The sequence below is a fragment of the Rhodococcus coprophilus NBRC 100603 genome, from assembly GCF_001895045.1.
Lineage (GTDB): Bacteria > Actinomycetota > Actinomycetes > Mycobacteriales > Mycobacteriaceae > Rhodococcus > Rhodococcus coprophilus.
Genome location: NZ_BDAM01000001.1, coordinates 880,121 through 905,105, shown reverse-complemented (window position 1 = coordinate 905,105; position 24,985 = coordinate 880,121). Strand labels below are relative to the sequence as shown.

At 66.7% G+C, this 24,985-nt stretch carries 20 protein-coding genes and 1 tRNA gene; 11 read left to right on the top strand and 10 right to left on the bottom strand.

The features are described 5' to 3' along the window. Positions 1-30: 30 nt before the first annotated feature. Entirely contained in the window at positions 31-699 is a 669-nt protein-coding gene (locus RDCOP1_RS04135; protein ID WP_072698728.1) for a TetR/AcrR family transcriptional regulator, read from the bottom strand. Between the two features lie 205 nt (positions 700-904). Here RDCOP1_RS04135 and RDCOP1_RS04130 point away from each other — a divergent pair, with 205 nt between their 5' ends. Then, a complete protein-coding gene (locus RDCOP1_RS04130; RefSeq protein WP_072698727.1) occupies positions 905-2,131 on the top strand; it encodes an oxygenase MpaB family protein in 1,227 nt (408 codons plus the stop codon). 20 nt (positions 2,132-2,151) lie between these two features. Here RDCOP1_RS04130 and RDCOP1_RS04125 read toward each other — a convergent pair whose 3' ends face one another. Both RDCOP1_RS04125 and RDCOP1_RS04120 read right to left on the bottom strand, forming a co-directional pair. Next, a complete protein-coding gene (locus tag RDCOP1_RS04125; RefSeq protein WP_072698911.1) occupies positions 2,152-2,997 on the bottom strand; it encodes an alpha/beta fold hydrolase in 846 nt (281 codons plus the stop codon). 24 nt (positions 2,998-3,021) lie between these two features. After that, entirely contained in the window at positions 3,022-3,663 is a 642-nt protein-coding gene (locus RDCOP1_RS04120; protein WP_072698726.1) for a TetR family transcriptional regulator, read from the bottom strand. Between the two features lie 150 nt (positions 3,664-3,813). Here RDCOP1_RS04120 and RDCOP1_RS04115 point away from each other — a divergent pair, with 150 nt between their 5' ends. From RDCOP1_RS04115 to RDCOP1_RS04105, 3 genes are read left to right on the top strand one after another with little or no spacing between them, the layout of a single operon-like run. Then, positions 3,814-4,935, top strand: coding sequence for a ferredoxin reductase (locus RDCOP1_RS04115; protein ID WP_072698910.1), 1,122 nt, complete (start codon positions 3,814-3,816; stop codon positions 4,933-4,935). Positions 4,936-4,994: 59 nt separating this feature from the next. Beyond that, positions 4,995-6,215 (top strand): fatty acid desaturase family protein, encoded by a 1,221-nt coding sequence (locus RDCOP1_RS04110; protein WP_072698725.1) that lies wholly within the window; start codon positions 4,995-4,997, stop codon positions 6,213-6,215. A gap of 11 nt (positions 6,216-6,226) precedes the next feature. Next, on the top strand, positions 6,227-6,448 hold the full coding sequence (locus tag RDCOP1_RS04105; protein ID WP_072698724.1) for a hypothetical protein: 222 nt from the start codon (positions 6,227-6,229) through the stop codon (positions 6,446-6,448). A gap of 129 nt (positions 6,449-6,577) precedes the next feature. Here the strand turns inward: RDCOP1_RS04105 and gdhA are convergent, their stop codons facing one another. The 6 genes from gdhA to RDCOP1_RS04075 all read right to left on the bottom strand — a co-directional run bounded on the left by gdhA (position 6,578) and on the right by RDCOP1_RS04075 (position 12,406). Continuing rightward, on the bottom strand, positions 6,578-7,921 hold the full coding sequence (gdhA, locus tag RDCOP1_RS04100; RefSeq protein ID WP_072698723.1) for an NADP-specific glutamate dehydrogenase: 1,344 nt from the start codon (positions 7,919-7,921) through the stop codon (positions 6,578-6,580). Between the two features lie 378 nt (positions 7,922-8,299). After that, positions 8,300-9,271 carry a choloylglycine hydrolase gene (gene bsh / locus RDCOP1_RS04095; RefSeq protein ID WP_072698722.1) on the bottom strand — a complete coding sequence of 324 codons (972 nt, stop codon included), beginning with the start codon at positions 9,269-9,271 and terminating at the stop codon, positions 8,300-8,302. A gap of 329 nt (positions 9,272-9,600) precedes the next feature. Beyond that, positions 9,601-9,674 (bottom strand) — tRNA-Arg (locus tag RDCOP1_RS04090). Between the two features lie 50 nt (positions 9,675-9,724). Further along, on the bottom strand, positions 9,725-10,411 hold the full coding sequence (locus RDCOP1_RS04085; RefSeq protein WP_072698721.1) for a DedA family protein: 687 nt from the start codon (positions 10,409-10,411) through the stop codon (positions 9,725-9,727). 100 nt (positions 10,412-10,511) lie between these two features. After that, positions 10,512-11,168, bottom strand: a complete 657-nt coding sequence (locus tag RDCOP1_RS04080) for a response regulator (protein WP_371836800.1) — start codon at positions 11,166-11,168, stop codon at positions 10,512-10,514. 77 nt (positions 11,169-11,245) lie between these two features. Then, positions 11,246-12,406, bottom strand: coding sequence for a sensor histidine kinase (locus RDCOP1_RS04075; RefSeq protein ID WP_231922967.1), 1,161 nt, complete (start codon positions 12,404-12,406; stop codon positions 11,246-11,248). A gap of 272 nt (positions 12,407-12,678) precedes the next feature. Between RDCOP1_RS04075 and RDCOP1_RS04070 the strand changes: the two genes are divergently transcribed. Genes RDCOP1_RS04070 through RDCOP1_RS04060 form a run of 3 tightly spaced genes read left to right on the top strand, consistent with a single transcriptional unit; the run spans position 12,679 to position 15,655 of the window. Beyond that, on the top strand, positions 12,679-13,299 hold the full coding sequence (locus RDCOP1_RS04070) for a DUF4352 domain-containing protein (protein WP_111731575.1): 621 nt from the start codon (positions 12,679-12,681) through the stop codon (positions 13,297-13,299). A 16-nt stretch (positions 13,300-13,315) separates the two neighbouring features. After that, positions 13,316-13,570 (top strand): hypothetical protein, encoded by a 255-nt coding sequence (locus RDCOP1_RS04065; RefSeq protein WP_072698720.1) that lies wholly within the window; start codon positions 13,316-13,318, stop codon positions 13,568-13,570. A gap of 51 nt (positions 13,571-13,621) precedes the next feature. Beyond that, positions 13,622-15,655: a bifunctional copper resistance protein CopD/cytochrome c oxidase assembly protein gene (locus RDCOP1_RS04060; RefSeq protein ID WP_072698719.1), complete on the top strand. Its 2,034-nt coding sequence runs from the start codon at positions 13,622-13,624 to the stop codon at positions 15,653-15,655. Here the strand turns inward: RDCOP1_RS04060 and RDCOP1_RS04055 are convergent. Further along, the gene (locus tag RDCOP1_RS04055) at positions 15,652-16,527 is read right to left on the bottom strand and encodes a TspO-related membrane protein (RefSeq protein ID WP_072698718.1); all 876 of its coding nucleotides are present in this window, start codon (positions 16,525-16,527) and stop codon (positions 15,652-15,654) included. The genes RDCOP1_RS04060 and RDCOP1_RS04055 overlap by 4 nt on opposite strands. Positions 16,528-16,747: 220 nt before the next feature. Between RDCOP1_RS04055 and RDCOP1_RS04050 the strand changes: the two genes are divergently transcribed. From RDCOP1_RS04050 to RDCOP1_RS04035, 4 genes are all read left to right on the top strand, one after another. Beyond that, on the top strand, positions 16,748-17,833 hold the full coding sequence (locus RDCOP1_RS04050) for an alpha/beta hydrolase family protein (protein ID WP_072698906.1): 1,086 nt from the start codon (positions 16,748-16,750) through the stop codon (positions 17,831-17,833). A 73-nt stretch (positions 17,834-17,906) separates the two neighbouring features. Beyond that, a complete protein-coding gene (ettA, locus tag RDCOP1_RS04045) occupies positions 17,907-19,580 on the top strand; it encodes an energy-dependent translational throttle protein EttA (RefSeq protein WP_072698905.1) in 1,674 nt (557 codons plus the stop codon). A 25-nt stretch (positions 19,581-19,605) separates the two neighbouring features. After that, complete coding sequence (locus RDCOP1_RS04040; RefSeq protein WP_331827999.1) at positions 19,606-20,055, top strand: acyl-CoA thioesterase; 450 nt, start codon at positions 19,606-19,608, stop codon at positions 20,053-20,055. Positions 20,056-20,161: 106 nt separating this feature from the next. Further along, positions 20,162-24,973, top strand: a complete 4,812-nt coding sequence (locus RDCOP1_RS04035) for an NAD-glutamate dehydrogenase (RefSeq protein ID WP_072698717.1) — start codon at positions 20,162-20,164, stop codon at positions 24,971-24,973. Positions 24,974-24,985 lie beyond the last annotated feature (12 nt).

Genomic DNA, 24,985 nt, shown 5'->3' with positions numbered 1-24,985 from the left:
CGGCACTCCCCGGTTTCCGCGCGCGGCCGATCACTCCGGGTCGAGCATCGGTACGAGGAATCGGCGCGCGATCGTGGCGAGCTGGGTGTCGTCGTCGAGGTCGACGAGACGGCTCGGGAAGGTGAGGAACGACGCGGACACCCGCACCATCATCTCGGCGACCAGATCCGTGTCCAGCGCGTGCGACACGTTGCCGGCCTGCTGTTCGCGCCGAAGCTGGCCTGCGACGAAAGCCCGCACGGTCGCGAGCATCTCCTCGCCGTTGCCGACCACGGAACCGGCGAGCAACGTGGGTTCCGTGTCGAGGAGACCACCGATCAGCGGATTGGTCCGGACGGCACGGAGGGAACTCACGAACCCGGCCACCACGCGGTCGGCGGCGGTGTCGGCACGCGCGATGTCGTCGAGGAACCTCGTGAAATAGCGGCGGATCTCGCGAAGGACCACCTGATCGACCAGAGCGTCCTTCGACTCGAACTTCCGGTACAGCGTGATCCGGGACAGCTGGGCACGACGCGCGATCTCCTCCATCGATGAGCGCTGGATGCCCAAGCGGCAGAACTGCTCGTATGCGGCGTCGAGAACGCGCGTGCGGGTGCGGTCGTCGTCGCCGGGCTGTTCGCGGGCGTCGTGATACGCGCGGTCGAGCAGCGACTCCGATTCCGGGGTCCTGCTGCGAACGAGCGGCGCTTGTTCCACGGTGTCCTCCTGGGAAGCCGAGTCTACTGCGGTGTCTCGTGCCGCACCGCGCTCGCCGGGTGTCGCAGGCGGGTGGAAAGGATCCGAAAACGCCGCCCGGGGTGGATGAATATGCTCTGATGATACAGGGACACAAAAAGTGTTTCATTGCATCATCGCGGGCGTCATCACACGGGCAAGCTCACAGGGGCGGTGGAGGGCATCGATGGAAGAACTCAGCAGGCGCAGGGTCCTCGAATTGGGGGGCGCGCTCGGCGCGGTGGGAGCGTTTGCATTTGCAGCGCCCGCACAGGCGCGACCGTGGAGGTGGTCGCCGGCCGGATCGATCCCGGGCACAGGAAACGGCGCCGATCCGAGGACGGTATGGGACCCCGAAGCCGACCAGCTGGTGGCGTCGTTGCTGGACCGGGGGGATGTGCCGAGAGTCAACGAACTGCTCAGGACCTGGACCAGGAACGGTCAGCCGCTGCCCGGTGGTCTCCCCGCCGATCTGCGCGACTTCATGGAGCGGGCCCGGCAGCTTCCCGACTGGGCCGATCCCGCCAAGCTCGGGGCCGCCGTGCGGTTCAACGAGAAACGGGGGCTGTACCTCGGCGTTCTCTACGGCTTCGCGAGCGGGATGATGAGCACCGTCATCCCCAAGGAGGCGCTTGCGGTCTACTACTCGAAGGGCGGCGCGAACATGAAGCGCCGCATCTCCAAGACGGCAAAGCTGGGCTACGACATCGGTACTCGCAACGCCTACCTACCCGACGGTGAAATGGCCGTGACGGCCGTCAAGACCAGGCTCGTTCATGCCGCGGTGCGTCATCTGCTGCCGCAGTCCCCGCACTGGGAGCACGCCGCGCCCGAGGACGTCCCGATCAGCCAGCACGACATGATGGTGACCTGGCACAGCCTGCCGACCACGGTCATGCGGACACTGAAAGCCTGGAAGGTGCCTATCGCCGCGGACGAATCCGAGGGCTTCCTGCATTCGTGGCAGATCAGCGCGCACATGCTCGGTATCGAGGATCAGTACATCCCCGCGACGTGGGACCTGGCCGAGTCGCAGGCGGTGGAGGTGCTCGACCCGATCCTCGCCCCGACTCCCGAGGGCATCAAGCTTGCCGACATCCTGCTCGACCTCGGCGCGGGTCTCGACTTCACCCTGCTCACCCGGCCGATCCTGGGCGCTCTGACGCGGTTCATGCTCGGGGACGAGATCGCGGACTGGCTCGGTATTCCCCGCGAGCCGGTGTGGGGGACCCTCCTCGACGTCGCGTGGGGGCCGTTCGTCGCGGTTCGCGAAGGACTCCTGCCGCTGCCTCTCGCGCCGGAGGCGTACTGGACGTTCGACGAGTTGCTGCGCCAGTTCGTATTGCTGTACATGTCCGAGTTGCGGCCCATCAGCATCGAGATCCCGGAGTTCAACAATCCCAACTACCGCTGAAACGGTCCCGGACGAGAAGATCAGCTTTCGGCAGCAGTGCCTGCCCGCCGCCGGATCGCCTCGGCGGCGGCATCGGGCGCCTGTTCCGGAATCCAGTGCGAGACGTCGGGGAGAACGACGAATTCGTAATCCGCGTCGACGAATTCGCCACACCGCTCCGCCGCGGCGGAACCGATGGCCGAGTCCCCGGTACTCCAGACGTAGGTCGTGGGTACCTGAACCGGCGGGGTCGACTCGAGATCGCGCGTCATGGCGCGGTACCAGTTCAGGGCGGCGGTGAGCGCGCCCGGCCGGGACAGGGTCCGGACGTAGTCGTCGATCGACTCGGGATCGACGCTCGGATCGAACATTGCTCGCAAACGTCGCGCATCGTCCTCGAGCAGTACGGATTCCGCCTTGCCCTCCATGCGCAGAAGCCGGATGTACGACGAACGCTCCCGCTGGTCGTCGTCCTCCTGCAGCGCCCAGCCGTATGCGGCGAGATGCGGCACCGAGAACGCCGTGAGGGTGGACACGCGGTCGCGGTGGTGCGCGGCGGTCTGCCAGGCCACCGCGGCACCCCAGTCGTGTCCCACGAGGTGTGCCTGCTCGATCTCGAAATCGTCGAGCAGACCGATGATGTCGCCGGCCAGCGCCGGCAGTTGATAATGTTGCACGCCCTCGGGTCGCGCGCCGGGAGAGTAGCCGCGTTGATCGGGTGCGATCACCCGGAATCCGTCGCGCACCAACAGGCGCGCCACGGGTGTCCAACTGCGTGCGGTTTCCGGAAATCCGTGCAGCAACACGACCGGGGGACCGTCGGGCGGTCCCGCCACCCGGACATCGAAGATCAGATCTCCCAGAGTCGTTTCGGCGTTGCCGGTCATGCCGTCCACCGTACGGAGATCGTGTCAGTCGTGCGCCGGCTTCCAGGCCGCCATTCCTAGCAGGATCAGCCGCATCTGCTTCTCGGCGCGGGCGATGACTTCGCACTCCTCGGCGCTTCCGGGGCGCGGCACGGACAACAGTTCCAGCACCACGTCGAGCATCGCGGTGACCAGCAGGTCGGCCACCATCTCCAGGTCGTCGAAGGGCCACCGCTCGAGGCCGGGGGTGCGTGCGAGGTCCGCGGCCAGTTCGCCGGCGAGCAACCGCAACTCGGTCGTGACGGTGCGTGCGACTTCCGGTTGACCGCCGTGTCGTTCGCGTGCGATGAAACGGAAAGCGGGTTCGTGTGTCCGCACTTCGCGCACCAGGATGCGGAGCGATTCGCGTGCGGTCGCGGGGCCGGGGGAGCGGCGGGCGTCGCGCAGCAGGCGTCGCAGGACGCGCATCGTGTCGGCGGTGAGGGTGACGCCGAGTTCTTCCATCGATGCGAAGTGACGGTAGAAGGCGGTCGGCACAATTCCGGCGTGGCGGGCGACCTCGCGCAGGCTGACACCGGCCAGACCCCGATCCGACGACAGTTCCAGGGCCGCGTCGAGCAGTGCCTGGCGAGTGCGCTCCTTGCGCTCTGCTCGGGTTGTCGATGTCGGTGCGGGTGCTGCGGCCACGGTTCGAGTGTAGGCAGAGCGGTGTTCGGTCTGCGCGTGGGGTGTAACCGCGGTCACAATCGGGTTGACACGAGGGCGGAACCGCCTGTCACACTTAGTTCAGTGCACGGATGTGCACTGGAATCCGATCCCTTCGGAAGGCAGGCACCGATGATTGCGCGCCACCTCCCCCCGATCGACAACGCGCGGATGCTCGCACGAAAAGTGCTCGTCGGCGCACTGGGGACCCTCTCGAGCCCCCACCACCCCGACCGGTACCTCGAACTGGTCGATCCCCTTCTCGTTACCGCCGTCACCCGCGCTCGGGTTACACATGTGGACCGAAACGTCTCGGGTTCGGTGACCTTCACTGTCAGCCCGGCGCGTCCCGTCCGCTTCGAACCGGGCAACCACATTCCGCTGTCCGTCACGGTCGACGGAGTGCGGCACACCCGCACCTATTCGCCGGCGTACGCACCCGGGGCGTCGCGTGACGGTAGCGGGCCGATCGTGTTCACGGTTGGACTCCACCCGGACGGGATCGTCTCGCGCTACCTCCACGACCACGCCGAACCGGGACTGGTCGTCGAACTCGGTGAACCCGCCGGTGACTTCGTGCTTCCGACGCCACGGGCCGAACGGCTGATCCTCATCGGAGGCGGCTCGGGAATCACCCCGGTGCTGTCGATGCTCGAGGGGCTCGTCGCCGAAGGGCACACCGGTGCGGTCACCTTCCTGTACTACGCCCGAACGCCGGAGCACGTCCCGCGTCGAGAGGCGCTGGAGGCGCTCGGCGCTCTGCCCAACGTCGAAGTGGTCCTCGCCTACACCCGGTCGGGCGGTGGTGCTCTCGAAGGACGGTTCGACCCCGCGCACCTCCGGGCGGTCGCGCCCTGGTTCGCCGATACTCCGGCGTACGTCTGCGGACCCGCCGGCCTGGTCTCCCGGGTCCGGGACGTCTACGCCCGCAACGACGCGGAAAACCTCGTGCACGTCGAGGAATTCACTCCGCCCACGTACACCGTCGACCCGGACGACGCCACCGGCGTCATCTCGTTCGCCTCCTCGGGCGTCGTCGCCGACAACACCGGTGTCACCCTCCTCGAGCACGCGGAGAGCGCCGGTCTCACACCGGAGCACGGATGCCGGATGGGAATCTGCCATTCGTGTACCGCCGTCCGGATCTCCGGATGCACGCGAGACGTGCGCACCGGTGAAGTCGATGCGGAGCCCGGTACTCGAATTCAGATCTGCATCAACGCGCCGGTCGGCGATGTAGCCGTCGACCTCTGACGCGCCACCCGGCGCACCCCCGGATCGACACCTTTACTGCGAAACCATTGGAGGACACCATGTTCGGACTGTCCCTACCCACCATCCCCTTTCTCCCGTTCCTCTCCGGCTCGTCGGCGCCCGCAGATCCCGAACCGTTGGTGCTGACTCGCGAGCACATCGACGAGCTGGGGCGGGAGTTCGACGCACTGCGCGAAGAGACCGTGGCGTCGCTCGGCGACGAGGACCGCGAATACATCTATCGCATCATCAAAACGCAGCGTGGATTCGAAGTCGCCGGCCGAGGGCTGATGTTCCTCGGATTCTTTCCGCCCGCCTGGGTCGCGGGGGTCACGGCACTGAGCGTGTCGAAGATCCTCGACAACATGGAGATCGGGCACAACGTGATGCACGGCCAGTACGACTGGATGCGGGAACCGTCCCTGAACTCGCGCACGTTCGAGTGGGACACCGTGTGCCCGTCCGATCAGTGGCGGCACTCGCACAACTACATGCACCACACGTACACCAACATCGTCGGCAAAGACCGCGACATCGGGTACGGGATCCTGCGGATGGACGCCAGCCAGAAGTGGCACCCGTACTACCTCGGCAACCCCGTCTACGCGACCGCATTGATGCTGCTCTTCGAGTGGGGCGTGATGATGCACGACGCCGAGGCGGAGAACATCGTCGCCGGCACCCGGTCGTGGCGGGACGTCCTCCCGCTCGCGAAAGGCTGGTGGCGCAAGGCGCGTCGCCAGGTCGTCAAGGACTATGTGGCGTTCCCGCTGCTCACCGGCCCGTTGTTCGTGCCGACTCTGCTCGGCAACGCGACCGCCAACGTGGTGCGCAACGTGTGGGCCTACTCGATCATCTTCTGCGGCCACTTCCCGTCGGGCGTGCAGTCGTTCAGTGAGGAAGAGACCGCCGAGGAGACACGAGGCGAGTGGTACGTGCGGCAGTTGCTCGGCAGTGCGAACATCTCCGGCTCACCGCTGTTCCACATCATGTCGGGCAATCTGTCGCACCAGATCGAGCACCACTTGTTCCCCGATATTCCGGCGCATCGCTACCCGGAACTCGCACCGCGGGTCCGTGAGCTGTGCGAACAGTACGGGCTGCCCTACAACAGCAGGGGACTCACCGCTCAGGTGGGGTCGGTGTGGAAGAAGATCTTCACGTTCGCGCTGCCCCCCAACTGGGTCACGCAGACCCCCGACGTCGCGGTGCTCCTCGAGCGTTCGCCACGCGAGCAGTCCGACGCCGCTCCGGGTACCCTCGCACGGGAGAACGTCTGAGGGGGACTGCCATGGTCGGGAAGTTCGAACGCAACAAGGACATCGCCCAGGAGATGGCTGAATCCGCGGCGACACGCGTCGGCGCGATCGCGGGAATCATCACCGGAGCTGTCCGTGACGTCACCCGCGAGGTCGGCGGCTGGATCACCGACGGGATCGAGATGCGCGAGGCCGCACGCAAGGCGCGCAGCGACGATGAGCGGGGCACAGCGGGCAGCAACCCGACCGAATAGCGGGCTTCGACGCCCGCCCCGTACGGGACACCCCAACCACGGACAGCGGCGGTCGAACACCCGGGTCGAATGCAGAAACGGCGGGCTCCGGAAAACCGGAGCCCGCCGTTTGCGTCGACGCGGTCGACGTCAGATGACGCCGAGGGCGAACATCGCGTCCGCGACCTTCACGAAGCCCGCGATGTTGGCGCCGTGGATGTAGTCGCCCGGCTTGCCGTACTCGGCCGCCGTCTCGACACACCGGCTGTGGATGTCGCGCATGATGCGGGCGAGACGCTCGTCGGTGTAGTCGAAGTGCCACGAATCGCGCGACGCGTTCTGCTGCATCTCCAGCGCGGAGGTAGCGACGCCACCGGCGTTGGCCGCCTTGCCCGGGGCGAATGCCACGCCGGCGTCGCGGAACACCGCGATACCGCCGGGAGTCGTGGGCATGTTGGCACCCTCGGCGACAACCTTCACGCCGTTGTTGACCAGGATCTTCGCCGAGTTCTCGTCCAGCTCGTTTTGGGTGGCACACGGCAGCGCGATGTCGCAGGGGACGTTCCAGATGTTGCCACCCGGGTAGAAGTCCGCGTCGCCACGCTCGTCGACATACTCGGAGATGCGTCCGCGCCGGACTTCCTTGATCTCCTTGAGCAGTTCCACGTCGATGCCCTTGGGGTCGACGATGTATCCCGACGAGTCGGAGCACGCGACCACGGTGCCACCGAGCTGGTGGATCTTCTCGATCGCGTAGATCGCGACGTTTCCGGAACCGGAGACGACGGCGGTGCGGCCCTCGACGGAGGTCCCGGCGTGCTTTGCCATCTCGGCGACGAAGTACGCGGCACCGTAGCCGGTCGCTTCCCTGCGGACCTGCGACCCGCCCCAGGTGATGCCCTTGCCCGTCAGCACACCCGACTCGTACGAGTTGGTCAGGCGCTTGTACTGGCCGAACAGGTAGCCGATCTCGCGACCACCGACGCCGATGTCGCCGGCCGGGACGTCGGTGTACTCACCGATGTGGCGGTGCAACTCGGTCATGAACGACTGGCAGAAGCGCATGATCTCCTGCTCGGAGCGACCCTTGGGGTCGAAGTCCGAACCGCCCTTGCCGCCGCCGATGGGCAGGCCGGTGAGGGCGTTCTTGAAGATCTGCTCGAAGCCGAGGAACTTGACGATTCCGAGGTTCACGCTGGGATGGAAGCGGAGTCCCCCCTTGTAGGGGCCGAGCACGCTGTTGTACTGCACGCGGAAACCGCGGTTGACGTGCACCTGACCGTGGTCGTCGATCCACGGCACGCGGAAGATGATCTGACGTTCGGGCTCGCACAGCCGCTCGATGAGACCGGATTCGAAGTAGCCCGGGTGGCGCTCGAGCACGACGTGCAGGGACTCGAACACTTCGGCCGCAGCCTGGTGGAACTCAGGCTCGCCCGCGTTCCGGGCCTTGACCTGCTCGTAAATCTCTGCGATGCGGTCCGAAGTCGACACGCTACCTACCTGACTGTGAGGATTCTGTAACACGGCATTTACCACCAGAACTATAGGACGTAACAGAGGGCGCTGTTAGTCCGGGGCCGCAGGTGGGAGCGAAAACACAGGGTGTCGAGAGTCCTCGGTCGGGAGATCCTCGGGCGGTTGGGTAGGGGTGCGCAGCCCTGTCCTTGCTCGCGGGGCGCCGCTACGGTGTGGACCGCGGCGCAGCGCCGATCGCAACCACCGTGCTCGGGGGCCGTACCGGCACGCCGCGACCCGTTTCGGGACGCCGGCGCCGCGGGGCAGTCAGGGAGCGGGGACAGTCAGGGGTCCATATTGCAGTTCACCGCGGCGGGCCCGGCATGTCGGACGCACCGGGCAGGCCGCGTGGAGTCAGTTCTTCATGAGGATCTGCTGCTCCGTCACCAGTGGGTACGAGGCGAGGCCGGTTCCGTCGAGGTCTTCCTTGTGCATGTCCACGCCGGTGATCTGGCTGTTCTCGTAGGTCCGGTAGTAGTAGACGCCTTTGTCGGTATTGCAGCACGACGAGTAGATGGTGATCTCGTACTTGTCCCCGAGGCGAACGCATCCTCGCTGCTGTTCCACGGAACCCAGGATGTGAAAGAACTGGCTGATCGCCTCGGATTCCGATTGGCCGGACACCGAATTCACCTTCGTGAATGCGGCTTTGACGAAGCGCGACATCGAGGACAGGTCGCCCGGCAATCCGACGGCGCCGAGTCCGCGGCTGTACACATCGAAATCGATCTCCTTCGAGAAATGCGGCTCCGGCGGGTCGATCGACAGATTCATATAGTTGTTGATGTTGAACAGCTGGATATCGAAGGTCGGATTGTTGGTGAGGACCTGGATCGGATTGTCGTGCACCTTCAGGCCTTCGGCAACGGACTCCACCGAGATGGATTGGGTTCGGTCGGAGATGATCCAGTGCAGCGGTGACGGCGGAAACTCGGCGCTGAACGCGGTGTCGACGATGCGCACATCCGCCAGTGCATCTCGCACCTCGGCGACGGTCTCGAACTGCCCGAGGACCCACGGAATGAATTCGAAGGACGCGATATTCGTCCCGTCCTCGGAGACGGGTTTGTAGTCGGCATTGCCGGGAAAGTTCAGTCCCGCCATGCTCAGACCCTTTTCGTTGGTCGCGTCGTAATACAGCGGGTAACCGTCGGCGACCGTCGCCATCCCGATCAGGGCGTGGTGCGTATTCTGTGCGGGCACGTTCCGGAACTCGAACGGGAAATTGCGCGGCGTGACCGTTACCGCTTCGTGGTAGGAGTATTCGAGGTCAAGGTTGCGGCCGAAGTAGTGATCCTCGGCGACGTAGTTGGCGGCTGTGCACATATGACTACCTCCGAACTCTCGCGGTCCACCCCGATGTCATGACGAAGGCGAGGAGACACCCGTTCAACTCGGCTCGGCTCGACGCGCGCGTGGGACGAAAATTCTCACGAGCCCATCGGTGTCCGATGCGAAGTAAGTGGAACCAACGGTATCGGAGTCGATGTGTTCCCACCCCAGGATCGGACGCACTGGGCATCTCGGGAACACGTGTCCGGGGACTTCCCAGCACCGGTCCAGGGAAGAAGAACCTTCGAAGCCTTTGGTGCGCCTTCGTGGATCTTGTTCGAACCCTGCAGGCGCACCCCGGCCGGACGCCGGCAGTGCCACAGTGCCCCCGGCAGGAATCGAACCTGCGACCTAGAGATTAGAAGGCTCTTGCTCTATCCAACTGAGCTACGGAGGCGCGGCCAGAATCTTAACGGCTCGACGGGGATCTGTATGCAGGGACCCCTGCTAGGCATTGCGGGCAGGCCCGGGCTTCTTGCCCTTCGGTTCGGACTCGGACTCGGACTCGTCTTCGGCCGGAGCGACGCGCGGGATGTCCACTTCGTCGTGCCTGAGCCTCTGCATCACGTGGTCGATCCCGATACCCAGGACGACGGCGACGCAGACGGAGATGACGGCGCCGAGCAACGGCTGGGACTCGAACCAGCCGCCGACGAGCCGGCCCATCAACGACGAGTAAAGGGCCCACGTGACCCCACCGAGAATGGTCAGCGGGACGAACTTCCTGCGCGGATATCCGGTCGCGCCCGCCGTCATGTTCACGGCGATGCGGCCGATCGGGATGTACCGGGCGGTGAGGATGACCGCCGCTCCGCGTTTGTCGAGTCCGCGCCGGGCCCACGCGAACGCGGCTTTGCCCTTGGGGGTGCGCATCCACCGGAATCGTTCGGTGCCGACCCGCTTGCCGATCGTGTACGCGATGTTGTCCCCGACGATCGCTCCGACTGCGGCGATCACGATGATGGCGGCGAGGTAGGGCCGGCCGGTCGATCCCGACAGCGATGCCAGGGTGACGAGCACCGTCTCGCTGGGGACGGGCGGGAAGAACCCGTCGACTACGCACACCACGAGGAGAAGCGGGTAGACCCACAGCGCACCCGCCTGGCCGATAATGAACTCGTTGATCACTTGCATGAGCTGGTGGTGTGCTCCCGTCGGGTGTAAAGCGCACTTGCTCAGTCCACGGTATGCGTTCGGCGCGGCAGGTGGGAAAGGTCGCGACGACTCGATCCGCTCATACGACGAGTCCGGCCCGGAACGCGGCCAGTGCCGCTTCCACCCGATTGCGGGTGCCGAGTTTGGTGAACACCGCCGAAATGTGTGTCTTGACCGTGGTTTCGCTCAGGAACAAGCGGCCCGCGATGTCGGCGTTGGACGCACCGGTTGCGAGCACCTTCAGGACGTCGCGTTCACGCTCGGACAGCTTGGTGAGCTCCGTCACGGCCGGCGACGCGGTGGTCTCGCGACGACTCGCCACGATGCGGCGGAGGGAATCTTCGCTGAAGAGCGTGTTGCCGGCGGCGACAGCCCGCACCGACTGGTGGAACGTGTGCGGAGGCTCGTCCTTGCTGAGGAAACTGTGAGCGCCGGCAGCGACGGCCTGGACGACGAGATCGTCGACGTCCATCGCCGTCATGGCGATCACGCGCGGTGGGTGGGGCATCGACATCAGCTGACGGGTTGCGTCGAGGCCGCCTACCCGGCGCATCTTCAGGTCCATCAGCACCACGCGCGGCGAGAATTGGTGGACGGCCGCGGGAACCCGATCGCCGTCGTCGACACCGGCGACGACCACGATGTCGTCGGTCGCGGCGAAGATGTCGGTGACGCCGCGGCGAACGAACGGATCGTCGTCGACGACTAGCACGGTGATCATCTCGGCAGCGGTCACGGGCACGAGCCTAGATCCAGGCTCCGACAGCGAGACGACCCGTCGACGCCGGGAGGCAGACGCCGCGGGTTCCGGCCTCAGGCGGACCAGGGCACCCAGCAATCCACGACGAATTCGTTGCCCGCCACCCCGGCCCGGAGCGTGCCTCCGATCTGACCTGACTGCTCGGCGAGGCCGGTCAGTCCGGTGCGCGAGCCGATGGGCACGGTCGGAGGCAACATGCTGAGCGTGTTCCGCACCTCGATCCGGATGCCGTGTTCGGCGGCTCCGGTGATGGTGATCCGTACCGTCTGGTCCGACGCGTACTTCTGGACATTGGTGAGTGCTTCCTGCACCACCCGATACGTCACGTGCCCCGACACCGTGCCGACGTCTCCGGGCTGGAGATCGGTGAACAGGACGGTGTGCAGCCCGGCCGCGCGGGCGGACTGGACGAGATCGGCGACGGCGTCGATGCCCTGATGCCCGCTGGCTCGTTGCGCCCCGGTGGTCCCGCGGAGCACACCGACGATGCTCTTGAGTTCGTCGAGGGCTTCGTGCGCGGTGCTGCGAATCATGGCGGCCGTATTGGCGGTCTTCTGCGGATCATCGGCCCCACCGACCTGCAGTGCTCCCGCGAACAGGGAGATGCGGCTCAGGCCCGCGGCGAGCGTGTCGTGCATGTCGCGGGCGATCCGGGTTCGTTCCTCGGTACGGATCATCTCGTCGTGGATCGATTCCGTCTTCGCCGTCGCGCGGTCGCGCACGTGTTCGGCGACGGTCAGTTGCGAGCGGGTCTGCTCGAGTAGCGCGAGCACCACCACGACCGTGACGAGCGCCGCCGCGACCAGCCAGGGGATCCACCAGGCGACCTCCCACATCGGCTTGGGCGCGGCGTCCTCCGGGCGCATAGTGCCCATCGTGAGCACCGAGTTGTCGCGAGTGCGGTGCGCGTCGTAGGTGAGTGAGATACCGCATGCGAAGAAGACGGCTCCGGCTGCTCCGGCGAGTCGTCCGCTGCGTTCCGATTTGACGACGGCGTAGAGCGCGATGAGGGCGGCGGTGGCATCGGTGGAGAACAGCAGCGGTCCCAGGAGGGTGACGGCCAGCACGATCCAGGGGCGTCGGTGTCGCTGTACGAGAGCTCCCGCTGCGACGAGGCCCAGCACGAACCCGAGTGCGTAGTTCCATTCGGGAACCGTGTTCGAGTCCGACGAGAGGCCCAGCGTCAGGAACGTGCAGAACAAGCTCAGTGTCACGGCAGCTGTGGTCCAGACACGCCGGCGCCACGCCGGCGGTCGTCGCAGCTCCTGAGCGGAAGTAACCATCACCTCGTGCACGCTACGCAATCCCGTGCCGCACCTACATGGTCCGAACGGTCCGCACAGCCGTAGCGATCGGCCCGAAAGGATGAGGTGGTCCGTCCGATCGGACGAGGTGCCGGACCGGTTGGGTCGGGTGAGCTGTTCACACCGGAGGAGCGGCACCGCCTGCTCCGCATCCCCAGCCCAGACCGATGAGGAGAAGTGTGATGACGCACCCGATCTCGTACCCCGCCGACCCGAGCCAGAACCCGCAGGGACGCCCGCCGCGTGCCAGGCGCCGGGTGTGGCCCTGGATCGTCGTCGGTGTGCCTGTTCTGCTGTTCGGCGCCTGCTCGATCGCCGTAGTCTCCAGCGTCGGCGGCGAGAAGGAAGCTACCGTGATCTCGGGACCCACCGGAGAGGAGGTCGTGGCAGACCGAGGGCCGGAATTCCCCGGCAAGCTCGACCACGACACCGCGGCAGTGGCCGGCGCCACCATCAGTCGCGACGACCTCGCCTACACCGTCGGGCCGCTCCAGGCCGTCGACTCGTTGCTCGGCAGCTATTTGTGCAGCGAGGTGACGATCGTGAACGTCGGCACCGCTGAGAACGACTTCAACGGATACACGGACTGGCATGTGCAGGACGCCGGTGGCGCGATCCGTGACTCCACGTTCGGCACCGACCGTCCGATGCTCCAGTCGGGCCGCCTCGCGCCGGGAGGGACAGCGACCGGAAACGTGTGCTTCGATGCTCGCTCCGGTGCCGCCCCGGGGACCTACATCGTCCTGTACGAGGACACTTTCTCGCTCTCGACCGATCGGCTCGCCTGGGTTTCGGCCCTCTGATCCGACTGTTCGATACGTGCCCGTCGGAGTGATCTCCCGACGGGCCGTCGGAGTGATCTCCCGACGGGCCGTCGCAGTGATCTCCCGACGGGCCGTCGCAGTGATCTCCCGACGGGCCGTCGCAGTGATCTCCCGACGGGCCGTCGCAGTGATCTCCCGACGGGCCGTCGCAGTGATCTCCCGACGGGCCGTCGCAGTGATCTCCCGACGGGCCGTCGCAGTGATCTCCCGACGGGCCGTCGCAGTGATCTCCGACGGGCCGTCGCAGTGATCTCCGACGGGCCGTCGTAGGCGCGGCAGGGAAGGTCCTACCCTGGTAGGCATGGCAGCACCCGAGCTCGCGTCCACTGCGCAGCCCTCCGTTCCCGCGCCCGGACGCGGGAACCCGTCGGTCTTGTTCGTCCTCTTCGGCATCCTCGCGGCAATTGTCGCGTCGCTCGTCGTCGGCCTGTCCGCCGCGCAGGCGCTGGTCTTGCTCGGCATCCCGGACCCGGGGGCACTGACCACCTACGGTCTGCCCGCGGTTCGGGCGGTGTCGGAGGTCGCGACCGTGATCACGATCGGCTCGCTGTTCTTCGCGGCGTTCCTCGTGCCGCCGCAGAGGAGCGGTGTGCTCGACGTCGGGGGATACCGCGCAGTCCGGACGGCAGGGATCGCGGCGGTGGTGTGGGCCGCGACGGCTGCGCTGATGGTGCCGCTGACGCTGTCCGACACTTCCGGTGCGTCGTTCGCCGAGGCTCTCCGGCCCGACAACCTGTTCGGGGCCCTCGGACAGGTGGAAACCGCTCTGGCCTGGGCCTGGACGACGGTGCTCGCCCTGATCACCGCGCTGCTGATCCGGCTTGCAGTGCGCTGGTCGTGGGTGCCCTACCTCCTGCTGCTCTCGTTGGTGACCCTGATGCCGGTCGCGTTGACGGGCCACTCGTCGTCCGGCGGCTCGCACGACCTCGCCACCAACAGCCTCGTGCTGCACCTCGTGGCCGCGTCGGTCTGGGCCGGCGGGTTGTTCGCGTTGCTCGCGCACTCGTGGCGCGGCGGCGACCACACCGATGTCGCGGCTCGCAGATTCTCCTTCGTCGCCGGCCTCGCGTTCGTGGTGATGGCTCTGACCGGCGTGATCAACGCGGGAGTGCGCGTCTCGTTCGAGGATCTGACGACGACCACCTACGGCAGGCTCCTGATCGCGAAGATCGTGGCGTTGATCCTGCTCGGGTTGTTCGGATGGATGCAGCGGCGCCGCGCGCTCCCGGCCCTCGAAGCCGATCCGGCCGACCGGGGCGCACTGGTGCGCTTCGCTGCCGTCGAGGCGTTCGTCCTGGCGGCGACCGTGGGACTTGCTGTGGGCTTGGGCCGTACCCCGCCGCCCGCGCCGGATGCCGTGCCCTCGGTTCAGGAAGTGGCGCTGGGCTACAACCTCGAGGTGCCGCCGTCGTTCGCCAACCTGTTCTTCGGGCAGTGGCGGTTCGACCTGATCTTCGGCACGTTGGCCATCGTGCTGGCCGTGGCCTACGCCATCGGCCTGTGGACTCTGCGTAAGCGCGGAGACGCCTGGCCCGTGGGACGGAGCATCGCCTGGTTCTCGGGTTGCTTCGTGCTCCTGGTCGCCACGTCGTCAGGTGTCGGTATGTACTCCGCGGCGATGTTCAGCGTGCACATGGGTGCGCACATGGCGATGTCGATGCTCGCGCCGGTGCTGCTGGCACTCGGCGGCGCCATGACCCTCGCGCTGCGCGCGTTCAAACCGGCCGGACGCAATGCCCCTCCGGGTCCACGCGAGTGGATCCTCGAGTTCCTGCACAGCCCGCCGTCCCGGTTCTTCACCCACCCGATCGTCGCGTCGGTGATGTTCGTCGGCGGCTTCTACGCGTTGTATCTCGGCGGGATCTTCGAGACCTTCGCCGACAGCCACACCGCGCACGTGCTGATGAATCTCCACTTCCTGATGAGCGGCTATCTCTTCTACTGGGTCGTGATCGGTGTCGATCCGTCGCCACGCGACCTGCAACCGGTCACGAAACTCGGCATGGTCTTCGGGTCGCTGCCGTTCCACGCGTTCTTCGGCGTGACCCTCATGAGCATGGGAACGGTGATGGCCGAGTCGTACTACCGCGGGCTCGCGCTGCCGTGGAACTACGACCTGTTCGACGATCAGAAGGTCGGCGGAAGTATCGCGTGGTCGGCGGGGGAGATCCCGCTCGTGCTCGTCATGCTCGCGCTGCTCGTGCAGTGGTCGCGCAGCGACACGCGAACCGCACGCCGGGTGGACCGGGCCGCGGATCGGGACGAAGACGCCGATCTCGCGGCGCACAACGCCATGTTCGCGGAGTTGGCGCGCCGGGATCAGGAAACGCGCTAGGCGGCGGTAGCGCCTGCGTTTCGGTGTCGGGCAGGGGTGCGCATACGTCCCCGGTCGGTCGCGATGCGCACGGCCACCGCTGCCACGACTGCTACGACGGCGGCGACCGCTGCCGCCACCGCCGCGGGCGTCGAGTTCCAGCCGTCGTCGGCGGTGCGACCGACCGCGATCCAGCCGAGCCCCCAGGCCATGGCCGCGGCGACCGCGAGGCGGCCACGGCCGGCGAAAGCGACGACCACCGATACCGCCGCGACTACGGCAAGGATGACCACGGCCCAGATGTCGGCGCCCCAGCCGAACGGATCGATGTCCGCGGAGTTCAGTGCTGCCGCGGTGTTGGCGACCGTCGCGACCGCCACCCACCCCAGGTAGACGAACATCGTGCCGTCGACGACGACAGCCTCGAGCCGGCTCGCCGGGGCAGTCGCCGTGAGCCCGAGGAACACGCGCACGAGAACCGCGAGCAGTGCGACGATCACCACGACGCTGAGGCCGACCTGATCGATCTGGATCGCCCCGATCCACAGCGCGTTGAGCAGCATCGACGCGGCGATCCACCAGCCGAGCTCCCGTTGCCTCGGGTCGGTGTGATGCGCGGGCAGCAACTGCCACACGGCGAGCGCGATCAGGCCGACGTAGATCAGCGTCCAGATCGAGAACGCCGCCCCGCCCGGAGCAACGGCGGTCGCATCGGAGGCAAGCGCTCCACCGGCCGCTTCGGCCACAGGCGTCCCGGCAACGGCGCCGGAGCCCAGGAACGACACCGCGACGGCGATCACCGCACTCACCGCGACTGTGACGACGCGCGCGACATCCCTCCCGGTCCTGGGCGCGACAGCCGGAGTCGGCGAGGTGAGGGAATGTGAGGTCATGCACACAGGTTGCCCGGCAGGGCAGCCTCCCAATCGGGATCCTTCGACGTCCGATCGCGATGTCCGATCGCGATGTCCGATTTGCACTGCCGGAGGCCCGGCGGCACGTATGGTGCTCGCTGTGACTGCGCGCAGGGGGACGGGCAAGGCGACACGGCACGGATGGGCGAGGCAGCAGGGGTATCTCGGGAGCGCCGTCGCAGGCGTTCTCGTCTGCCTTCTGGCGCTCGGAGCGCCGGCGGCGATTCCCCGCACCGCGCACGCCCAGCCGGCCCCCGGATCGGTGGTCTCGGCGACACCTCTCGACGCTCGCCTGTCGCTGCCTGGCGCAGCCTCGGCTCATGCGCTCTCGTACACGACGCAGTGGCGTTCGGGTGAGACGACCACCGCGACCGGGGTGGTGTTCCTGCCCGGTGGCACTGCGCCGGAGGGCGGGTGGCCCGTGGTCGCCTGGGCACACGGCACGACGGGTCTCGCGGACGACTGCGCGCCCTCCCGCAACCCGCGCAGCGAACGCGACGCTGCCTATCTCGAGCACTGGCTCTCCCAGGGATATGCCGTCGTCGCCGCCGACTATCCCGGTCTCGGCTCGGACGGCCTGCATCGATACCTCGACGGGCAGAGCGCGGCGAACAGCATCGTCGATCTCGTGCGTGCCGCGCGTGCGGTCGAACCCGCGCTGTCGGAGCGCTGGGCGGTCGTCGGTCAGTCACAGGGAGGGCATGCGGCGCTGCACACGGCGCGCACGGCCACGGTCCGCGCGCCCGAACTCGACTTCCGCGGGACGGTCACAACGGGAGCGCCGTCGAATCTCGAGCTGGTATTCCCGATCGGTTCCCCGGAATTCCCCGACCTTCCCCTGGATGGCCTGACGGTCTTCGGTGCGTACATCTTCGCGGGTCTGCGAGAGGCGAACCCCGGGCTGGACCTCGACGGGTACCTCAGCGATCTGGGGCGTGAGGTTGTCGATACCGCAGGGACGCTCTGCTACGACGAGATGCTCGAGCGCTACACCGGCGTCGGGATCGGTGATCTGCTCGCCCGGCCGCTCGGCGAGGACCGATTCCCAGGCGCTCTCGCCGACTACCTGGGCGTTCCGGCGAACGGATACGACCGGCCGCTGTTTCTGGCGCAGGGTCTGAACGACCGGGTTGTGCCGGCACCGCTGAGTTTCAAGCTCGTCGCCGACCTGTGGGCCGGGGGAGCGCAACCACGGTTCGCCACCTACCCGACGGGACATTCGGAGACGATGGCCGCCTCGCTTCCGGACACCACACCGTTCGTCGCGGAGTTGTTCGCGCGCTGACTCCGGTGCCGCAGTTCGGCGGGACGACGCGCAGGATGTGGGTTATCCCGCCCGGGCGGATACGCTGGTCGCCATGGCGGAGTTCATTTACACGATGAAGAAGGTGCGCAAGGCGCACGGTGACAAGGTCATCCTCGATGACGTCACCATGAGCTTCTACCCGGGCGCGAAGATCGGCGTCGTGGGACCCAACGGCGCGGGAAAGTCGTCGATCCTCAAGATCATGGCGGGCTTGGATCAGCCCAGCAACGGTGAGGCGTTCCTCGATCCCGATGCGACGGTCGGCATCCTCCTGCAGGAGCCCCCGCTCAACGAGGAGAAGACGGTCAAGGAGAACGTCGAGGAGGGCCTCGGCGACATCAAGGTCAAGCTCGACCGGTTCAACGAGATCGCCGAGCTGATGGCGACCGACTACTCGGACGAACTGATGGAAGAGATGGGCGTCCTCCAGGAGGAGCTCGATCACGCCAACGCGTGGGATCTCGATTCACAGCTCGAGCAGGCGATGGACGCGCTTCGCTGCCCGCCGCCGGACGAGCCGGTCACCCACCTCTCCGGTGGTGAGCGCCGCCGTGTCGCGCTGTGCAAGCTGCTGCTGAGCAAGCCCGACCTGCTGCTCCTCGACGAGCCCACCAACCACCTGGACGCCGAGTCGGTGCTGTGGCTCGAGCAGTTCCTCGCGAGCTACCCCGGCGCCGTCCTGGCCGTCACTCACGACCGGTACTTCCTCGATCACGTCGCGCAGTGGATCTGTGAGGTCGACCGCGGCAAGCTGCACCCGTACGAGGGCAACTACTCGACCTACCTGGAGAAGAAGGCCGAGCGCCTCGAGGTGCAGGGCAAGAAGGACCAGAAGCTGCAGAAGCGCCTCAAGGAGGAGCTCGAGTGGGTTCGCTCCGGCTCCAAGGCACGGCAGACGAAGTCCAAGGCACGCCTCGGACGCTACGAAGAGATGGCAGCGGAAGCCGAGAAGCACCGCAAGCTCGACTTCGAAGAGATCCAGATCCCCACTCCTCCGCGCCTGGGCAATGTCGTCGTGGAGGTCGAGCACCTCGACAAGGGCTTCGACGGCCGCGTGCTCATCAAGGATCTGTCGTTCACGTTGCCGCGAAACGGCATCGTCGGCGTGATCGGCCCGAACGGTGTGGGTAAGACCACCCTGTTCAAGACGATCGTCGGACTCGAAGAGCCCGATTCGGGCAGCGTCAAGGTCGGCGAGACGGTCAAGCTCAGCTATGTCGACCAGAACCGCGCCAACATCGACCCCACCAAGAACGTGTGGGAGGTCGTGTCCGGTGGCATGGACTTCATCGAGGTCGGCCAGAACGAGATGCCGTCGCGCGCGTACGTCAGTGCCTTCGGTTTCAAGGGACCGGACCAGCAGAAGAAGGCCGGCGTGCTCTCCGGTGGTGAGCGCAACCGACTCAACCTCGCGCTGACCCTCAAAGAGGGCGGCAACCTGATCCTGCTCGACGAACCGACCAACGACCTCGACGTCGAGACCCTGAGCTCGCTCGAGAACGCACTGCAGCAGTTCCCGGGCTGCGCCGTCGTGATCTCCCACGATCGCTGGTTCCTCGACCGGACCTGTACCCACATTCTCGCGTGGGAAGGCAACGTCGAAGAAGGCAAGTGGTTCTGGTTCGAGGGCAACTTCGAGGCGTACGAAGCCAACAAGGTCGAGCGCCTCGGTGCGGATGCGGCACGTCCGCACCGCGTCACCCACCGGAAGCTCACCCGTGACTGATCGGCTCGACACGCATTCCAACGGAATCGGGCAGGACGGGCTTCGGCAGGACGGCCTCGGGACGAACGGCGGCGGCGAGCCCTTCCGCTGTTCGCTCGAGGTGCGCTGGGCCGATTCCGATCGCCTCGGTCACGTGAACAACACCAAAGTGGTCGAGTACATGCAGGAAGCTCGGATCAAGTTCCTGCTCGCCAACCTCTCGGCACGCGGCGCCGTCGCGGTCCGCAAGATGACCGTGGAGTTCCTGCGGCCCATCAAGGACGCCTCGGGGCCACTCGACGTCGAGATCTCGGTGTTGCACGTGGGCACCACGTCCTTCACGCTGCGGCACACGATCCTCGATCGCAGCGGTGTGGTGTGTGCGCACGGGGATGCGGTCCTCGTCGGATTCGATGTGGACACAGACCGTTCGAGGCCGCTCGACGACCGCGAACTCGAGGTGCTCAACCGGTACCGGGTTGCGACGGGGACCTGATCGTCCCGTGTGATGCTCGCTCTCTCGTGGCGCCGCGGATAGGCTCGCTCTCGAGCCCGTCCGCGGCGCTCGGTTTTGTCCGACAAGTAGCGAGGGAGCAGCTTTGATGACGGATTCGACTGCATCGCAACTGGATTCGTCATTCCTGACGGTTCTGACGCATGCGTACGAGCAGTCCGGGGAAGAAATCGGTGATCCCGCGACGATCGCCGGCGCCCACCTCGAACTGGGACGCGACCGCATGCCCGGTACCGCAGCCGTCCATGTCCGTCCCCCTGGCGACGACCCGCTCGGCTCGACCGCCCAGATCGTCACCGACGACATGCCTCTCCTCGTCGAGGCGGTCCTGGCGTTGTTCGCCCGGCTCGGCGTGAGTGTCGACGCGGTCGTACATCCCGAGTTCTCGGTGCTGCGCGACGACGCCGGACGACTCCTCGGACTCTCGCTCGCAAACCGAACGCCGGGCGACGAGGCGGACACCGCACTCCGGGTCGCGGAGTCGTGGATGCACGTGCAATTTGCCGTGGGCGCCGACGGCCCCACGGCCGAGGCGATCGAGGACGGCCTTCGCCATGCGCTGGGCGATGTCCGGCAGGTGGTCTCCGACACCGGCCCGATGCTGGCTCTCCAGCGCGAACTCGCTTCCGCGCTGGACGCGCTCGCTGCTGCTCCGCCGCCGCGGCACACCGCCACCGTTCTCGCAGAGACCGCAGACCTGCTGCGCTGGCTCGGGCGGGGCCACTTCACCATGCTCGGTTACCGCCGTTACGACTTCGTCGACCCCGAGGGATCGGGTGTTCTCCATTCACGGCCGGTGCCCGGCAGCGGCTTGGGGGTGCTGCGCAGCGCGGACGGTGATATCGACCTGCTCGACCTGCCGCCCGGCGCACGTCCCGATCGCCGTCCGTTGCTGGTGCTGACACAGGGAGCGCTGCCCACGACCGTGCACCGCTCGGTGTATCCGTACTTCGTGGGGATCGCAGTCCTCGACGAGGAGGGTGGTGTGGTCGGCGAGCACCGGTTTCTCGGGGTGCTCACGGTGACGGCCCTGAACGACAACATTCTCGACATCCCGCTGATCTCGCGAAGAGTACGTTCGGTGATCGACCGCGCTCACGTCGACCTCACGTCGTACACCGGGCAGGCGATGCTCGAGATCATGCAGGCGATCCCGCGCGCCGAACTCTTCTCGATGGACACCGCAACCCTCTACGACACGGTGTCGTCGGTGGTCGACATCCGAAGGCAGGTCCGGTTGTTCGTGCGTGTCGACACGCACCGCCGTTACGTGTCGTGCCTGGTGTACCTGCCGCGCGACCGGTACACGACGAAGGTGCGGATCGCGATGCAGGAGATTCTTCTGCGCGAGTACGGCGGCGGGGTCCTCGATTACACCGCCCGCGTGTCCGAGGGTGAACTGGCGCTCCTGCACGTCACCATCCGATTCCCGGGGCGAGGCCGGCGCGAGATCGACACGTCCGACGAGAACCGCGCCCGGATCCAATCGCTCCTCGCCGAGACCAGTCGAAACTGGGCGGACCGGCTTTCCGAGGCTGCCGCAGGCGATACCCGCGTCGACGCGGCGCTGGTGCAGCGCTACGCCGATGCGGTGCCCGAGGCGTACAAGGAGGATTTCCCGTCCGACCGTGCGCTGTCCGATCTGGTGCTGCTCGACAGGCTGAAGGTCGGCGAGATCGAGACGCGGCTCGACCGGCCCGACCCCTCGGTGCCCCGCACGTGGCGCTTCACCCTGTATGTGGGCGACGAGGCCGTCACCCTCGGCCGCGTGCTTCCCGTCCTGCAGAGCCTCGGCGTCCAGGTCGTCGACGAACGTCCCTACCGAGTGCCGCGATCCGACGGGATGGTGTGCTGGATCTACGATTTCGGCCTCGAGGTGCCCAACGATCTCGAACCCGGACTACTCGATACGGACCCGACGCTGGCGCGGCGGTTCACCGACATGTTCGTCGTCGCCTGGCGAGGTGACGCCGAGACCGACAGGTTCAACGAACTGGTGTTGCGCGCGGGACTGGCATGGCGCCAGGCGGTCATGCTCCGGGCGTACGCGAAGTACCTGCGCCAGACCGGCTTTCCGTACAGCCAGCACAACATCGAAGGCGTGCTGCTCGACCACCCGGACATCACCGTCCTGCTGGTCGGTCTGTTCGAAGCGCGATTCGATCCGGACGCGGCGTCGCCCGGGCGCGAGGAACAGATCACCGACGAACTGTCCTCGAGGATCGAGGCTGTCACCGGACTGGTCACCGACCGGATCCTGCGCGCGCTCTTTTCGCTGATCCGCTCCACCCTGCGAACGAACTACTTCGTCCCGGCGGACGACGGCCGCGCGCGCGGTCGTGTCCTGTCGATGAAGCTCGATCCGGCCGGGATCCCCGAACTTCCGCAGCCGCGCCCGAAGTTCGAGATATTCGTCTACGCCCCCGACGTGGAGGGCGTGCACATGAGATACGGTGCCGTGGCACGCGGCGGTCTGAGGTGGTCCGACCGCCGGGAGGACTACCGCACCGAAGTGCTCGGGCTCGTCAAGGCGCAGGCCGTCAAGAACGCCGTGATCGTTCCAGTCGGAGCGAAGGGCGGGTTCGTCGTCAAACACACGCCCGAACCCACCGGTGACGCGGCCGCAGACCGGCAAGCCGTCCGTGCCCGCGGGGAACTGTGTTACCGCAGATTCATCTCCGGACTCCTCGACCTGACCGACAATCTCGACACATCCCGCACGAATGTGATCCCGCCGCAGCGGGTCGTGCGGCACGACGGTGACGACACCTACCTCGTCGTCGCTGCCGACAAAGGCACCGCCTCGTTCTCCGACCTCGCGAATTCGGTTGCGGCCGAATACGATTTCTGGCTCGGTGACGCGTTCGCCTCCGGTGGGTCGGCCGGATACGACCACAAGGAGATGGGCATCACCGCCCGCGGAGCGTGGGAGAGCGTCAAGCGGCACTTCCGTGAGCTGGGGCTCGACACCCAGTCGGAGAACTTCACCGTGGCCGGCATCGGCGATATGAGCGGAGACGTGTTCGGCAACGGGATGCTGCTCAGCGAACACATCGAACTCGTCGCCGCATTCGATCACCGCCACATCTTCCTCGACCCGGAACCGGACGCGGCCCGCTCGTTCGCCGAACGGCGCCGGATCTTCGAGCTTCCCCGATCGTCCTGGGCCGATTACGACCCGGCGCTGATCGGCGAGGGCGGCGGCGTGTGGGAGCGGACACGCAAATCGATCCCGGTCAGCGCCGCGGCCCGGCGCGTACTCGGCCTGGACGACGACGTCACCGAACTCACCCCGCCCGAACTGATCCGGGCGATCCTGCGTGCCCCCGTAGATCTGCTGTGGAACGGCGGTATCGGCACGTACATCAAGTCGGAGTCCGAAGCACACGCCGATGTGGGGGACAAGAGCAACGACGCGGTGCGGGTCGACGGTGGGGGCGTTCGGGCACGGGTGATCGGTGAGGGTGGCAATCTCGGAGTCACTCAACTGGGCCGCATCGAGTACGCCCGCACCGGCGGAAAGATCAACACCGACGCGATCGACAACTCGGCCGGCGTGGACTGCTCCGACCACGAGGTCAACATCAAGATCCTCCTCGACTCGATGGTGACCGCCGGCGAACTGCAGGTCGCCGACCGCAATCCCTTGCTCGCCTCCATGACCGACGACGTCGCCGAACTCGTCCTCGCCGACAACATCGGCCAGAACAACGTCCTGGGTCTGGAGCGGGCCGCTGCACCCGCGATGCTCGCCGTCCATCAGCGACTCATCCGCACACTCGAAGCGGAACACGGACTCGACCGCAGCCTCGACGCGCTGCCCGACGACACCGAGATCGCGCGGCGTCTCGCCGCGGGGGAGGGGCTCACCTCACCCGAGTTGTCCCAACTCCTCGCGCACGTCAAACTCGCGCTGGTCGACGAGTTGCTCGAGACCGACGTGCCCGACAACGACACGTTCGCGTCGCGTCTGCCGGGTTATTTCCCTCCGGCGCTGCGGGACCGATTCGTAGCCGGAATCAAGGCACACCCGCTGCGCAGGCAGATCGTCGCGACCATCCTCGCGAACGAAACCGTCGACAACGGTGGCATCTCCTTCGTGTACCGGTTGACGGAAGAGACCGGTGCGTCGAGCACCGACGCGATCCGCGCGTACGCCGCGGTCACCGCGATCTTCGGGCTTCCCGCGATCTGGGACCGGGTCCGCAGTGAACGGCTTCCCACCGACGTGGAGGACGAGTTGCTCCTCGAATCGCGCCGCGTACTCGACCGCGCGTCGCGGCGACTGCTCTCCACGCGTCCGCAGCCGCTCGCGGTGGGTGCCGAAATCAGCCGCTACCGAGACCGTTTCGCGCGACTCGCACCGCGGGTGAGCGAATGGGTTCGGGGGCACCACGTCGAAGATTTCGCACGCAGGACTGCGCCGGTGCTGGAGCGGGGCGCTCCGGTCGATCCGACGGAAGCGGTGTACTACCTTCTCGTGCAGTTCGTCCTTCTCGACGTCATCGACGCCGCGGACATCGTCGAGCGTGACGACGAGGAGGTCGCGGAGCTGTACTACGCACTCGACGCGCATCTCGGTATCGACCGGCTGCTCAGTGCGGTGTCCGTGCTCGAAAAGGGCGACCGTTGGCACTCGCTGGCGCGCTTGGCATTACGCGACGACCTGTACGGATCGTTGATTGCCCTGGTGCTCGACGTGTTCGCCGGAGCGGAGCCGGGTGAGACGACCGCGGAGATGATCGAGGACTGGGAATTGTCCAACGGATCACGGCTCGTGCGCGCCAGGGCGGCGCTCGACGAGATTTTCGCGTCTGGAAACCTGGACCTCGCCATCCTGTCGGTGGCGGCACGCCAGATCAGAAGCATGGTGCGCACGGGCGCATCCGATCGGAGGTAACGAGTGGGCAGC